This is a genomic window from Caldalkalibacillus uzonensis, from assembly GCF_030814135.1.
In the GTDB taxonomy this organism is placed as follows: Bacteria; Bacillota; Bacilli; order Caldalkalibacillales; family Caldalkalibacillaceae; genus Caldalkalibacillus; species Caldalkalibacillus uzonensis.
Genome location: NZ_JAUSUQ010000007.1, coordinates 99,958 through 114,268 on the forward strand (window position 1 = coordinate 99,958; position 14,311 = coordinate 114,268).

The 14,311-nt window shown below is 42.8% G+C and carries 14 protein-coding genes and 1 riboswitch; of the genes, 12 read left to right on the plus strand and 2 right to left on the minus strand.

Going from position 1 to position 14,311, the window contains the following annotated elements; translation table 11 throughout:
- Window positions 1–140 precede the first annotated feature (140 nt).
- From speE to J2S00_RS10525, 4 genes are all read left to right on the plus strand, one after another.
- Window positions 141–968 (plus strand): polyamine aminopropyltransferase, encoded by an 828-nt coding sequence (gene speE, locus J2S00_RS10510; protein WP_307339205.1) that lies wholly within the window; start codon window positions 141–143, stop codon window positions 966–968.
- Window positions 969–1,056: 88 nt separating this feature from the next.
- Complete coding sequence (gene speB / locus J2S00_RS10515) at window positions 1,057–1,929, plus strand: agmatinase (protein ID WP_307339206.1); 873 nt, start codon at window positions 1,057–1,059, stop codon at window positions 1,927–1,929.
- A 113-nt stretch (window positions 1,930–2,042) separates the two neighbouring features.
- A riboswitch (TPP riboswitch) is annotated at window positions 2,043–2,147 on the plus strand.
- Window positions 2,148–2,270: 123 nt separating this feature from the next.
- Complete coding sequence (gene thiT / locus J2S00_RS10520; RefSeq protein ID WP_307339208.1) at window positions 2,271–2,819, plus strand: energy-coupled thiamine transporter ThiT; 549 nt, start codon at window positions 2,271–2,273, stop codon at window positions 2,817–2,819.
- Between the two features lie 4 nt (window positions 2,820–2,823).
- Window positions 2,824–3,264 (plus strand): YwiB family protein, encoded by a 441-nt coding sequence (locus tag J2S00_RS10525; RefSeq protein ID WP_307339210.1) that lies wholly within the window; start codon window positions 2,824–2,826, stop codon window positions 3,262–3,264.
- Here the strand turns inward: J2S00_RS10525 and cls are convergent.
- Both cls and J2S00_RS10535 read right to left on the minus strand, forming a co-directional pair.
- Entirely contained in the window at window positions 3,245–4,615 is a 1,371-nt protein-coding gene (gene cls, locus J2S00_RS10530) for a cardiolipin synthase (protein WP_307339211.1), read from the minus strand. The two genes, J2S00_RS10525 and cls, sit on opposite strands and share 20 nt — an antisense overlap.
- A gap of 71 nt (window positions 4,616–4,686) precedes the next feature.
- On the minus strand, window positions 4,687–5,256 hold the full coding sequence (locus tag J2S00_RS10535) for a SprT-like domain-containing protein (protein ID WP_307339213.1): 570 nt from the start codon (window positions 5,254–5,256) through the stop codon (window positions 4,687–4,689).
- A 295-nt stretch (window positions 5,257–5,551) separates the two neighbouring features.
- Here J2S00_RS10535 and J2S00_RS10540 point away from each other — a divergent pair, with 295 nt between their 5' ends.
- The 8 genes from J2S00_RS10540 (at window position 5,552) to J2S00_RS10580 (ending at window position 14,308) form a co-directional block, all read left to right on the plus strand.
- Entirely contained in the window at window positions 5,552–6,496 is a 945-nt protein-coding gene (locus tag J2S00_RS10540) for a 1-aminocyclopropane-1-carboxylate deaminase/D-cysteine desulfhydrase (protein ID WP_307339215.1), read from the plus strand.
- Between the two features lie 542 nt (window positions 6,497–7,038).
- Window positions 7,039–7,839 carry a DMT family transporter gene (locus J2S00_RS19905; RefSeq protein ID WP_442319989.1) on the plus strand — a complete coding sequence of 267 codons (801 nt, stop codon included), beginning with the start codon at window positions 7,039–7,041 and terminating at the stop codon, window positions 7,837–7,839.
- 73 nt (window positions 7,840–7,912) lie between these two features.
- Window positions 7,913–8,752: an AraC family transcriptional regulator gene (locus J2S00_RS10555; protein ID WP_307339217.1), complete on the plus strand. Its 840-nt coding sequence runs from the start codon at window positions 7,913–7,915 to the stop codon at window positions 8,750–8,752.
- A gap of 97 nt (window positions 8,753–8,849) precedes the next feature.
- The gene (locus tag J2S00_RS10560; RefSeq protein WP_307339219.1) at window positions 8,850–9,911 is read left to right on the plus strand and encodes a TRAP transporter substrate-binding protein; all 1,062 of its coding nucleotides are present in this window, start codon (window positions 8,850–8,852) and stop codon (window positions 9,909–9,911) included.
- A 65-nt stretch (window positions 9,912–9,976) separates the two neighbouring features.
- Window positions 9,977–10,498, plus strand: a complete 522-nt coding sequence (locus J2S00_RS10565) for a TRAP transporter small permease (RefSeq protein WP_307339220.1) — start codon at window positions 9,977–9,979, stop codon at window positions 10,496–10,498.
- Complete coding sequence (locus J2S00_RS10570; RefSeq protein WP_307339223.1) at window positions 10,498–11,766, plus strand: TRAP transporter large permease; 1,269 nt, start codon at window positions 10,498–10,500, stop codon at window positions 11,764–11,766. Before J2S00_RS10565 ends, J2S00_RS10570 begins: the two co-directional genes overlap by 1 nt.
- Window positions 11,767–11,978: 212 nt before the next feature.
- A complete protein-coding gene (locus tag J2S00_RS10575) occupies window positions 11,979–13,145 on the plus strand; it encodes a Gfo/Idh/MocA family protein (RefSeq protein WP_307339226.1) in 1,167 nt (388 codons plus the stop codon).
- Window positions 13,142–14,308, plus strand: a complete 1,167-nt coding sequence (locus tag J2S00_RS10580; RefSeq protein WP_370875864.1) for a dihydrodipicolinate synthase family protein — start codon at window positions 13,142–13,144, stop codon at window positions 14,306–14,308. The genes J2S00_RS10575 and J2S00_RS10580 overlap by 4 nt, the downstream gene beginning before the upstream one ends.
- Window positions 14,309–14,311 lie beyond the last annotated feature (3 nt).

The window sequence follows — 14,311 nt, forward strand, 5'->3', positions numbered from 1 at the left end:
GCGATATGTGACGACTAAGTGATACTGCTAACAGTATGGGGAAGATCAAACCGTTTTATACGAATAAGAGACTTGCATTTTTAGAAAGGTTGGCTATAATTGCTTTGTTGGTGACGAAAAACACAAGGGGTGAATAAGGAGTGGAATTGTGGTTTACCGAACTGCAAACCAAAGCACACGGTATCACTACCAAAGTAAAGCAAACGTTACATAGTGAAGAGACAAAATATCAACAACTTGATGTTATAGAGACTGAAGAATTTGGCACCATGCTCGTTTTGGACGGGATGGTGATGACAACCGATAAAGATGAGTTTGTCTACCATGAAATGATGAGCCACGTCCCTTTGATGACCCATCCGCAGCCTAAAAAAGTGCTGGTGGTTGGCGGAGGTGACGGGGGAACGATCCGGGAAGTACTGAAACATCCCAGTGTAGAGAAAGCGGTCCTGGTGGAAATTGACGGCCAAGTGATCGAGTACTCTAAAAAGTTTCTGCCCAATATTGCCAAAGAGCTGGATAATCCTCGTGTAGAGGTGCTGGTAGATGACGGATTTATGCATATCCACCAGCATAAAAACGCATACGACGTCATTATGGTCGACTCCACCGAGCCGGTCGGACCGGCAGCCAAGCTGTTTGAAAAAGGTTTTTATCAGGGAATTTACGAGGCTTTGACTGCGGATGGGATGTTTGTCGCCCAAACAGACAACCCCTGGTTTCACGGGGACTTGATCCGTAAAGTGTTTGCCGATGTGAAGGACATTTTCCCCATTACCCGCTTGTACACTTGCAACATTCCCACCTATCCCAGCGGAATGTGGACCTTCACCATCGGCTCCAAAAAGTATGATCCTTTAAGCGCGAGCTTGCCGGGACAACTGGACTTTGAAACCAAATACTACACGCCTGAGGTACATCAAGCGGCGTTTGCATTGCCCAAATTTGTTAAGGATTTAATCGAGTAGGCCTTGGTATAGGAACGGTCCCCACATTTTCATCCCGGGGATAAGATGAATCAGGATTTTTACAGACAGGGCCTGAAGGAGGATGACCATGCGTTTTGATGAAGCCTATTCGGGGCAGGTGTTTATCGCCAGCCATCCTCATTATGAGGAAAGTGAAGCGGTGATCTATGGCATGCCTATGGATTTCACAGTCAGCTTCCGGCCAGGATCACGCTTTGGTCCAGCCCGCATCAGGGAAGTGTCTATCGGTTTGGAAGAGTACAGCCCCTATTTGGACCGTCATCTTCAAGACATCCGCTTTTTTGATGCCGGAGATATTCCGCTGCCTTTCGGCAATCCGGCCCGCAGTTTAGACATGATTGCTGACTTTGTGCGCAAGGTGCTGCAGGATGGCAAATTTCCCCTGGGCCTGGGCGGAGAGCATCTGGTTACCTGGCCCATCATTCAGGAAGTCCAGTGCCGGTTTAAGGATGTTTATCTCATCCATATCGATGCCCATGCCGATTTGCGGGAAGAGTATGAGGGTGAGCCGCTCTCTCATGCCACGCCCATCAGAAAAGCATGCCAGCTGTTGGGGCCGGAGAGGGTCTATTCGTTCGGTATCCGTTCCGGAACACGGGAAGAATTTCAGTATGGGCGGGAATCCGGCATGCATTTTTACCCCTTTGAAGTGGTCAAACCATTAAAAGAAGCACTGCCCTCAATGGCCGGAAAAAAAGTTTACGTGACCATTGACATTGATGTGTTGGATCCTGCTTTTGCCCCGGGAACGGGCACAGCTGAAGCAGGAGGAATCAGTTCCACTGAACTCTTGGAAGCGATCCATTTGCTAGCTAAAGCTGATGTTGATATCGTGGGTGCGGATCTGGTGGAGGTGGCACCTGTGTATGATCCGACAGAAAAAACACAGATTGTCGCTTCCAAGCTGGTACGAGAGATGCTGCTGGGCTGGGTCAAATAAAACTGCTGTGCTGGGCAAAATTTAAGTTCAAAAGGTTAACTGGTCCCTCAACGTCAGGGTTGTGTCAAGTGATTGATGCTATGCTATAATAGAGCCAAATCCCATATATTGACCTGTTCCACTAGGGGTGCCCGCAGGCGGGCTGAGAGGGGCAGTTGCCCCAACCCTTTGAACCTGATCTGGGTCATGCTAGCGGAGGAAAGTGGAACAGAAATGGCCTTTCAGGTTGTCCATACATGGGGTCAGCTGTTGGCAATCTGGTATGGATACATTTCTGTCTCGACCACTCCTCCTTTGGAGTGGTTTTTTATGTAGTTACACTTAAAATGGAGGGGAGAATGATGGAACGAGAACGTCTGCTTATTATGGTGGAAACAGCTGTTATGGCTGCTGTAGCCTATGTATTCAGTTTTATTAAATTTGGAGCGTTATGGGCCTACGGAGGCTCAATTTCACTGGTTATGGTACCGATCTTTGTACTGGCTTTGCGCCGGGGATTGACGGCAGGTTTGATCGCTGGACTCATTGTGGGTATCATAAAGGTAGTGCAGGGTGGTTATGTGGTGCATCCCGTGCAGTTGGTGCTGGATTATCCTTTGGCTTACGCCCTGTTGGGAACAGCAGGTCTGTTTGCCCTTCATAAGACCCGCGCTTCCGGGAAAATGATGGGGTTGGCTGCAATTGGCATTGTGCTGGCTTCAGGATTGCGTTTTCTCAGTCATTTTATCTCTGGTGTGGTATGGTTTGGGGCTTATGCCCCTGAAGGAATGCCTGTGGCCACCTATTCTGCCTTGTACAATCTGTCCTATTTATTACCAGAAATGATCATTAGTTTAGTGATTATGATTTTATTGATCAAAATGCGTCCCCAACTTTTCAAAGTTAGGTGATGAGATGCGTGAAAAACAATCAGTGATGTTAAATATTCATGTCCAAACTTTTGAACACGGTCAACCGGTGGATGAGCAGGTTGAAACAGTGCCGGGAATGTTGTATCGCAAAGGAAAGGTCTATTATCTCAAATATATAGAGCATAGTGAAGAAGGCCCCATTAATACGACGTTGAAGCTGGAGGAAGACCGGTTGACGGTGATCCGTCATGGCGCGGCCAGCATGAACCATGTGTACCGGCCGGGCACCACCACACGAGGCATCTACCATACGCCGTATGGACCGTTACACATGGAGACCCATACCACCGCCTATCGGTTTAAACCGCTGGCCACTATCTCAGAACAGCAAGGGGAACTGCATTGGGCTTATTATTTGTCTCTTAATGGCAATGGCGTAAGTGATATCCACTTTACCCTGACGCTCACAGCCAGGGCGCCATGATGAGTGACAACTGTGTCGCCGCCTTAGCCCATAACGGCTGACGGTATAACTGCTCAGGAAGAAGGGGCTTACAGTCCTTTAAATCCTGCTTAAAAATGGTTTCCATCCGTTGGCAAATATGACGGTCATAAATAAACAACCCGGCTTCAAAGCTGTAATAAAAACTGCGCCGGTCCAAATTAACACTGCCGATATTGGCGATATAATTGTCCACTAAGGCAATCTTGGCATGGTAAAAACCTTTCTCGTACAAATAGATTTCCACGCCAGCGGGCAACAATTGTTTGTGAAAATGGAAGGAAGCATAGTGGGCCAGAGGATTGTCTGTCCGTTTGGGTACGATCAGCTTAACTTCGATCCCTCTTTTTCTGGCCTGTTTCAAGGCCTCGATCATTTCCTGATCGGGGACGAAGTAGGGGGTGCCCAGCCAGACCCGCTCTTTGGCCGCACAAATCACTTTAAGATAACTGTCCTTGGCCATGGAGCGGGTCATATCCGGACCGCTGGGCACCACCTGGGCCAAGATGGTTCCTTGATCATGCTGCTGGGTTTCTTCTGTGGTAAACGTGGGGAAAAACTGCTCGTTTTCCTCCAGCAATTCCCCTGTGGTATAGTACCAGTCTGTAGCAAAAATACGCTGCATAAGTAATACACTTTCCCCTTCAATCAACAGGTGCACATCTCGCCAGAAGCCTGTATTGGGGTCACGATGTACATATTCATCCCCTACATTCAAACCCCCCGTAAAGGCAACGTTGCCATCAATCACCACAATTTTGCGGTGATTGCGGAAGTTCATGTACGGCAAAAAGCGCAGCCGGGGAGGGGTAAAGACGCTGCACTGAATACCCCGCTTTTGTAACTCCTTAAACCTTTTCCCGCCAATCAGTGAATGGCTGCCCACGCCGTCAACCAAGAGACGGACCTGAACCCCTTCCTGTACTTTTTGTTCCAGTTTCTCAAACAGTTTATTAGAGATATGATCGTTCTGCACCGTGTAGAACAGGATGTGCACATGATGTTTCGCCTTTGCTATTTCCTCAAACAAAGCGGGAAACAACTCTTCTCCGTTATTCAGAATGCGCAAGCGGTCATTTTGGGTGAGGGGAAAATCAGTGTTTGCTTTAATAAACTGCAACACCTCAGTGTGGAGTTCCAGTTTAAAGCGTTGTTCAGCTTCCTTGACCGAAAGGCGTTCATTGAGATTGTGTCTGACGCGCTGGAACAAGCGCCCGTCTGCCTGTTCCTTTTTTTGAAATTGCCGGCGCAAGTATACATGCTGTCCCGCCACATAGAGGGCGGCCAGGCCGATTATACCGATCACAATCACTAAGATGATTAGCAGGGTCAACATGGATCATCTCCTTTATGGCGTTCCAAGGCATGCGTATCTTATAGTATTGGAGATGACCGTTCAAAATATCACTCCGGAAGGCGAACTTTGCTGTTTTTCAAGATGTGTCCGTCATAGCGGAACTCACCCAGCCAGGTTTCTTTCTTTACAATTGCTTTTTGGCAGCACTGGCTGCGGTAACGGGAGGTGTTTAAGCGCCGGCGTATTCCCAGGTAACGTTCACAGCCTTGGCAATACAGTTTATAGGCTTTCTGAGGAAGTTGCACGCGCTGAGTGGAGATGGCCCCTACGCGTTTTAATTCCTGTTCAAAGACAGGATGATGGTCTTGATAGGGCTGGCCTTGAATAAATAAATGATAATGGCATAACTCATGCAACAAAACAGCGACGAAAATGTCCCTGTCAATCCATTGGGCGGCGTATTTGCTCAGCTCAATTTTGAGGGGTGTCCGTTTCCCACTTTGTTCAGTAAACAAGAAGCGGCCCATGGTTCTCCTCAGGCGCCCGTTCCAGGCAACAGGAATCTGGCACGGCTTTCCCCAAAAGTGGAGGGACAGTTTGTTGGCCAGCCGCTTTAATTTTTGGGGGTCCATATCAACGGTACGTTTGGGTGTCTCGTGTTCAGGCATTGTGATCATGTTCCTTCCCCTTTTGCTGCTTAATCCTAGTTTACCATGAACAGCGAGCAGCAACGCACCCATATGTGAAGTGTGGTCCATGTCAGAACAGCAGGTGTTGATGTTCTATTGAAACAATAGGCCTAATGTTATAATTGAGAAAGATTGAAATGGACCATTTACGAATTGAACAGTTATTGCATCAGGCCGACCAAGCACTGTATCATGACAAAGAGGTCATGCACAACAGGTAATAACTTATTATCTGTAAGCCAACAAGTACCTGACCAACACGTAAACAGGAGGTCTCCTTGAAATGATCAAGCCTTTGGCGTTAAGCCTCACTCCAACACCCTTGCACCCACTGGAGCGTTTGAGTGAAGATTTGGGGGTGGAAATCTGGATCAAGCGGGATGATCTGACCGGATCCATCGTGACGGGAGGAAATAAAATCCGCAAGCTGGGGTATATTATGGCTGATGCCTTAGCTCAAGAGGCCGACACCGTGCTCACCACAGGGGGACCGCAGTCTAACCACGCCAAAGCGACAGCTGCTGTCGCCGTGCAGGTGGGCTTAAAACCGGTGCTGGTGCTGGCTGGACGTGATCCCGGCCAGCGACGGGCCAATTTGTTTTTCAACCATCTCCTCGGGGCAGATATTCGTTTCAGCGGAGCCCGTACGGCGGAAGAGATGGAGGCTGCGCTGGAAGAGGCTTATCAGTCCCTTGTCCAAGAGGGACACAGGCCCTATTTAATTCCTATCGGCGGTTCCAACGGCTTGGGTGCCTTAGGTTATGTAGATGCCTATCAAGAGTTGGGGGAACATGATTTTGACTTGATTGTGGTAACTGCCGGAAGCGGGGGGACGTTTGCCGGTCTGTTTTTGGCTAATGAACGGGCCGGACGGTATGACTCAACCCGCATCTTGGGAATCAGCCCCTGGCTGCCCGCACCCGATATCGCCGACAGAATCAAGCGCTGCATTTATGAATGTGAACCGGCCTGGGAAGAGAAGGAGTTACTGCTTGATGATGCCTATATCGGTCCCGGTTATGGCAAGCTGACGGCAGAAGCCCAGGCAGCCATTATAAATCTGGCCCGCCTGGAAGCGATTATTCTGGATCATGTCTACACCGGCAAAGCGATGGCAGCCCTGATCGATTATATTGAAACAGGAAAAATCAGCCCCAATGAGAAAGTGCTCTTTTGGCATACAGGAGGAGCGCCGGGGCTGTTGGCCATACAGGACCGGTTTTTTTAAGGCAGTTAAAGTTGAGCGTTAAAATTCTATCCCACAGAGGTCTTTTCCTTGCCAATCAGTTAGACCCTCAATTTCTAAAAAGCAAATGTCCTTGATTTAATTTCTAATAATAATAATTCATTGCCTGTATTTGTAAGAAATAAACATTGAATTTTCTTAACATAAATATAAAACTAAGTCCTAATCATGATTCTGAACGGAAGGGGAATTAGAGTGAATAGAACTATTAAACTGACTGATGAACTGTCGATTCATATTTATGCATTTTCAGACTATATTACATGTGTGGAGGTGATGATAAATGGTCAACTATTCAATGTTTTCTGTTCAGAAAATACCTGTATTGAAGAACTGTTATGTGAACGGGATTGGATAGTTAGTTACATTAATAATAATGTGAATCAATCTAATGATTTTTGAGAAAGAAGTGGGAGAAATGTTTCTTGGTGTTGTCTTTGCGTTATTGAGCGCAGTATTTTTTTTCTTCTAATTTTATTTTAGTACAATTGGGAATGAGGAGAAGTAAGAACGACGACGGTGTGTTGATAAACATTGCGATTAACGTTCTTGTTTTAGGACTTATTTACTTAATAGTTTTTTTTAAGAGGGAAAATTCAATATCTTTAACATTGTCGGGAATCACAGCTTTTGTTATTGCTGGTCTCTTTACTAGCTTTTTGGGGAGATCATCCGTATTTGCGGGTATACGCAGAATTGGCTCGTCAAGAGCGGCAGCCATTAAAAACTCGTCCCCCATTTTTACTATTTTATTTGCATTATTATTTTTGAAAGAATCCATCACTTGGTTAAATGCGTTAGGAATATTGTTTATACTTACAGGGTTGTGGCTAACCGGTTATGAACAATGGCGAAAAAACGGTTTTTCTATCAAAGGACAGATATGGATTGGAATGGCCTTTGCTGTGCTTGCGGCTTTTTCTTTTGGAACTGGTTTCGCCATAAGAAAAATGGGTATGGAACAGGTTCCAGACCCATTTTTGGGAGCATTAATCGGGGCTATAGTTGCCTTAAAAGCTTATTGTATTTTTTTAGCTGCAAAACGTCGGTTACTGCTTACGGTTAAATTGCAGTTTCAACAATTTAATTTGTACTATTTGCTGGCCGGATTTGCAACTTGTTTAGGCTCGTTAACTTTTTTTATTTCAGCATATTTCACACAAGTCTCTTATACAGCCACTTTAACTGCTATAGAACCAGTTCTTACTTTGCTACTTTCTTACATTTTTTTGAAAGAACAAGAGAAAATTCAACTGATGGTGATAATCAGTGCTGTATTTATTTTTTTGGGAATTATGATATTAACCATTTCATCTTTATTATAAATATTGATACAGGGCAATTCAGTATTGTAAAATGAGGAAAAATTATATATGCATTCGCTGGAGGGCATTCAAGATGTACTACAAAAAGCTCGAGTTGCCTGAAACCGAAGTGTATTTATATGAAAGTATACATTCCAAAGGTGAACATGTTTCCGAACATTATCACAATGTATATCAAATTTTATATGCGTTGGATGGGGAAGGAACAATTATTTTGGACGGGAGAGAGTATGTATTTTCGAAGGATTGTATTGTTTTAATAGTACCTAACTCCGTTCACTCCATCCAGGCCCATACTAAATTAGCTGTTTTGGTATTTGCTTTTTCCAGAATGGCTTTAGGTTTGTTTGGAGAGCAAGGTATTCTTAACATTTTTAATAATAAATCAAAACATTATGAGCTGGATCCTTTTACTGCTAGTGAAGTGAGACAACTGCTGCGGAAAATGTTATTTGAACAAACAGATTATGATTATTTATGTCAATTTGCCACGCCTGTTTATCTTTTAGAGACGTTATTAATCTTGGCAAGATTGCACACTGTGACTAGATGTAATGATGCCAATGAAATGAGATCTTTGCGTATTCGAGAATATATCAATACACACTACTTTGAAAATATAACCGCGCAACATTTAGCCTCTCGTTTTGGTATTTCCACCCGCTACATGAATGATATATTTAAAGCGAAGTTCAATGAAACTCCCCTCCAATACTTGCAAAAAGTTAGAATTAACCGTGCTAAAGAACTATTGCTCGAGACAGATAAAGATATTATCTCGATTTGTTTTGAAGTGGGTTATGAATCGTTAAGTACTTTTTATCGAACCTTCAGAAATCTTACAGGTATCTCACCAAACAAATTTCGGACCTCTCAAGTATATAGTAATCATAAAGTTTCGTTCCATAATTAAGAATTTTTTCTTATATCAATAAGAATAGAAGGTTGTAGTAATTTAAAAATAAAAATAAATGCTGTTCTATTTTTGTGAAGAGAGGGGTCATAAAATGATGATTAAGAACAACCTTCTATTTTCAATAATCTTGTTAATAGCAATAGTATTAGCGGGATGTGGAGATTCTTCAGTAAGCAGTACCGATGACGGTAATCAACAAGATATTGAGTCGAAAGTAGATGAAGGGAATAACGAGGAATATGTAATTAATTTTGCTCATGTGGTAAGATCCAGCACCGCAAAGGGGCAGGCAGCGGAAAAGTTCGCCGAACTTATAGAGGCTAGAACAGATGGCAGAATTAAAGTGGAGGTTTATCCTGACTCTCAATTGGGAAATGACAGAGAAATTACGGAACAGATGCAATCTGGAACGATTCAAATGAATGCACCTTTTACGGGCGTACTACCATCCTTTGTACCACAATTCCAAGTGTTTGATTTGCCTTTCTTATTTAATGACAGAGATGTTGCTTACAAAGCCATGCACGGTGAATTGGGAGTTTTATTAAACGAATATTTGAGTCAACAAGGATTACGAGCCTTAGGATATTGGGATGGCGGATTTAAACATTTAACCAACTCTGTTAGACCTATAGAAAAACCAGAGGATATGGAGGGTTTGAAGTTTCGAGCTTCTCAAAGTCCATTGCTTATTGCGCAATTCAGAGCTTTAGATGCCGGAGGAGTATCGATTGATTTCTCTGAGTTATATACAGCTCTGCAAAACAAAACGGTAGATGGACAAGAAAATCCTTTATCTAATATTGTTAGCCAAAAGTTTTATGAAGTCCAAGATTATTTGACATTGAGTGCACATGGGTATATGGGATATGTTTGGTTGATTAGTGAAAATTTCTATCAACAACTCCCCGATGATCTTAAGCAAATCCTTGAAGAGGTAGCTAAAGAGGTGACCGAGTGGCAGTGGGAGCAAGCAGCTGCAAATGAAGAAAAATACATGGAAGAATTAAAGGCTTCGGGAATACAAATAACTGAACTAACGCCTGAAAACCGGGAAGCATTCATTCAAGCCACAAGAAGTGTATATGATGAGTTTATGGAAATCGAAGGTAGCGAACAACTTCTAGAAGCGGTTCGCAAAGCAAGTGGAAATTAAATACCGATTTTAGATGAGGACGGTGAAAGCCGTCCCATTTTTCAAGTGAGGGTGATGTGATAAAGATGCGTAAACTGAATTATTTTTTGAATCACATTGAGGAATACATTGGTGTATTCTCGCTTATATTTTCTTCTTTTCTAGTTTTTGTACAAGTTGTTTTGCGTTATATATTTAATTACTCTTTATATTGGTCTGAAGAGGTCGTCAGATATTTAATCATTTGGTTTATTTTTATTGGAAGCAGTATGGCTGTTAGGGAAAAAGCCCATGCTGCTGTAGACGTTGTCGTTATGTATTTGCCAATTGCACTTAGGACGGTTTTTGTTGCAATCGCTAACACTCTTGCTATTATATTCTGCGTGATTCTTATTTATTCCGGTATGAAAAACGTTTTTAATGTAATGGAATTTGGGACAGTAACTCCTTCCCTCGGGATCCCCATGTACATTCCTTATTTGGCTATACCTGTAGGTGCTACTTTAATGCTAATTCGCTTTATTCAGATCCTCTTCCAGGATATGAAGGGTATTTGGTCGGGACAAAAGGCTGTAGATGACACGATGGAAAAGGGGACGAAAATATAATGATATTTATCATTTTCATTATTTTGTTGCTACTAAGTACTCCGATTGCAGTTGCGATAGGTTTGACATGTGTTATAGCCATGTTAAAGAGCAATGCTTCCATTGATGTGCTTGCTAGGACGATGTTTTCAGGAATAGATTCATTTGCGTTAATGGCTATCCCTTTTTTTATCTTTGCCGGAGATCTTATGTTGGCTGGGGGAACTTCAAAAAGACTGATAGATATGGCCAAGAAATGGGTGGGATGGACTACAGGCGGTTTGCCCATTGCCGGTGTCTTGTCGTCGATGTTTTTTGCAGCCTTATCCGGGTCTAGTCCTGCAACAGTAGCTGCAATTGGTAGTGTTATGATTCCATCTTTAAAAGAAGCAAGGTATTCTCCAACTTTTGCGGTAGGTTTAATGTGTGCGTCAGGATCATTAGGGATTATCATACCGCCAAGTATTACACTCTTGGTTTACGGTGTGGTTGCAGAAGTTTCTATAGGTAAATTATTTATTGCTGGTATTATCCCTGGAGTATTTATTGGAATTGTATTAATAGTGGTTAGTTACTTTATAGCAAAGAAAGAAGGACATCAGCCAGACCAAAGGGCAAGTCTTAGGGAAGTATGGGAATCTACCAAAAATGCGTTTTGGGGAATAATAATGCCTGTCATTGTACTGGGAGGCATTTACAAAGGGATATTCACACCAACGGAGGCAGCTGCAATAGCTATTATTTATAGTCTATTTATTGGCTTTGTTATTTATAAAGAGCTGACTTTTAAAGAGTTGTTTAGGGTGGCAAAACGCTCAGTCGTTACTTCTTCTATGGTTATGTTTGTCATTGCTGTTGCCAAAGTGTTTAGTTGGTATTTGACGTTCGAAAGAATTCCCACAGAGATTGCGGCTCAGTTAGTACAACTGTCATCATCACCTGTAATGATTTTAATACTCATTAACATTTTACTCCTTATCGTTGGGATGTTTATGGACGCAAGTGCCGCTGTTTTAATTCTTGTTCCTCTATTATTACCTATCGTGATTGAAATGGGAATTAGCCCTATACATTTTGGGATTATTATGATTGTTAATTTGGCCATAGGCATGTTAACACCACCGTTTGGCTTGAATCTTTTTGTTGCTTCAGGGGTTAGTAAAATACCGTTAACTCAGGTTACTAAGGGAGCTTTACCATTTATTATCGTGCTTATACTTGCTTTATTAGTTATAACTTTTGTTCCTCAATTGTCTACTTTTTTGCCTGAATTTGTTTATGAGAATTGACAGGTGTGTGCAATATATCATATCCGTCCTTTTTATAATATAAGTCATTGCTCCTTATCAGCTAATAGAACTTCCGACTTTAGGAAATTGTTTCTCATAACTGTAAGATATGAAGGTAAAGTTTAGTTAGAATGAAACAGAGCTTACGCAATAAAGAATTGTTCTTAATGGTTGTTGAAAAACCTTAAATGAAATGAGAAAGGGGTAATGACATGGCAACACATACTATAGGTATTATTATGAATGGTGTTACTGGTCGGATGGGAACTAACCAGCATTTAATTCGGTCAATCTTAGCTATTCGAAACCAAGGTGGTGTTACGTTATCGAATGGTGATGTGATTATGCCTGATCCAATTCTCGTCGGGAGAAATGAGAACAAAATACAGGCGTTGGCGGAAGCACACAATATCTCTCGGTGGAGTACAGATCTTGATCAATGCTTAAATGACCCATATAATCTCATTTACTTCGATTCCCAAACAACTGTGCGTCGGGCTCAAGATTTAAAAAAAGCTATTGCTGCAGGAAAACATGTTTATTGTGAAAAACCAACTGCTACCAGCTTGGAGGAATCACTCCATTTGGCCAGACTAGCTAATGATGCAGGTGTGAAAAACGGAGTAGTGCAAGATAAATTATTCCTTCCGGGCTTACTTAAATTAAAAAGATTGATTGATTCTGGATTTTTTGGTCGAATTCTTTCTGTGCGCATAGAATTTGGATATTGGGTATTTGAGGGAAACTGGCAACCGGCACAGCGTCCATCGTGGAATTATCGTAAAGAGGACGGTGGAGGAATTATTATTGACATGTTTCCTCATTGGCGTTACTTGCTTGATAATTTGTTTGGAACTGTTAAAGCAGTTTCGTGCCTTGGTATCACCCATATACCCAAGAGGGTAGATGAACTAGGGAACACATACGAATGTACAGCAGATGATGCTGCGTACGCTACTTTTGAGTTGGAAGGAGGCATTATTGCACAAGTCAATTCTTCTTGGGCTGTAAGAGTTAACAGAGATGATTTGTTCACCATACAAGTAGATGGTACTGAAGGAAGTGCCGTTGCTGGTTTACGTGATTGCAAAGTACAGCATCGTGTCAACACTCCAAAACCAGTATGGAACCCTGATATGCCTAATCCTATAAATTTTAGAGAGCAGTGGCAAGTCATTCCTGACAATCAAATCTTTGATAATGCGTTTAAAGTTCAATGGGAAATGTTTTTGAAACATGTAGTGGCCGATGAGCCATATACACTTGATTTGCTAGAAGGGGCAAAAGGTACACAACTTGCCGAACTGGGATTGCTTTCTTGGAAAGAACGGCGTTGGGTTGACGTGCCAGAGCTTTCTATCGGAGGAGTTAAGGTATGATTGGCACATCATTAAAATTGCCTCGTGCAGATGGTACTTTGTACACCTATAAACCCGGTTACGGAGCTCCGTTTGTAGTACCTAAAGGAAAGTTTAAAAGCAGAGTGGCTTTCGCTGCTGCACATGTTGTATGTAATCCTTTAGCTGATACAGATCCTTTATCCAATGCACAGATTGATTGGGAAAATACTTTGGCATATCGTAGATATTTGTGGTCCATGGGAATGTCGGTTGCGGAGGCAATGGATACCGCTCAGCGGGGAATGGGTCTTAATTGGGTTCAGGCAAAGGAATTAATCAAACGTTCAGTTGCCGAGGCACAAGCTGTTGGCGGTCAAATTGCTTGTGGTGCGGGTACTGATCATTTAGCTCCCAATCCTGACATTACAGTAGAAGAAGTGGAGGCTGCTTACGAAGAACAAGTCTCATTTGTTGAAGAGGTAGGTGGTCAGGTTATTTTAATGGCAAGTCGTGCACTTGCCGCTTGTGCAAAAGGGCCTGAAGAATACGAGAGAGTGTATGGAAAAATATTAAGCCAAGTTTCCCAGCCTGTCATACTGCATTGGCTTGGCGACATGTTTGATCCTGCATTGACTGGTTATTGGGGCCACAAAGACTTGGATTCTGCCATGGATGTCTGCTTACGTATTATACGAGACAATGCAGACAAAGTGGATGGTATAAAACTTTCCTTACTTGATGCTGAAAAGGAAATTAAGATGCGTCGTCTCTTACCCGAGGGAGTCAAAATGTATACCGGTGATGACTTTAATTATCCGGAACTCATTCTTGGAGATAAACAAGGGTATAGTCACGCGTTACTAGGAATCTTTGATGCGATTGCTCCAGCTGCAGCAGCTGCGCTACATGCCCTGGATGAAGGGGACGTTCATAAATACAATTCCCTTATGAATCAAACGGTGCCGTTGTCACGGCATATATTCCAGAAACCGACTTATTCCTATAAAACCGGCATAGTTTTTATGGCTTACCTTAACGGACATCAATCTCATTTTAGAATGATTGGTGGCCAGGAAGGCGCTCGTTCAATTGTCCATCTTTCGGAACTTTTTGTACTAGCAGATCGTGCAGGACTTTTATCTGATCCAGATTTAGCAACAGAAAGAATGCGGCTCGTATTAGAGTTGGCCGGTATACGATAGGAG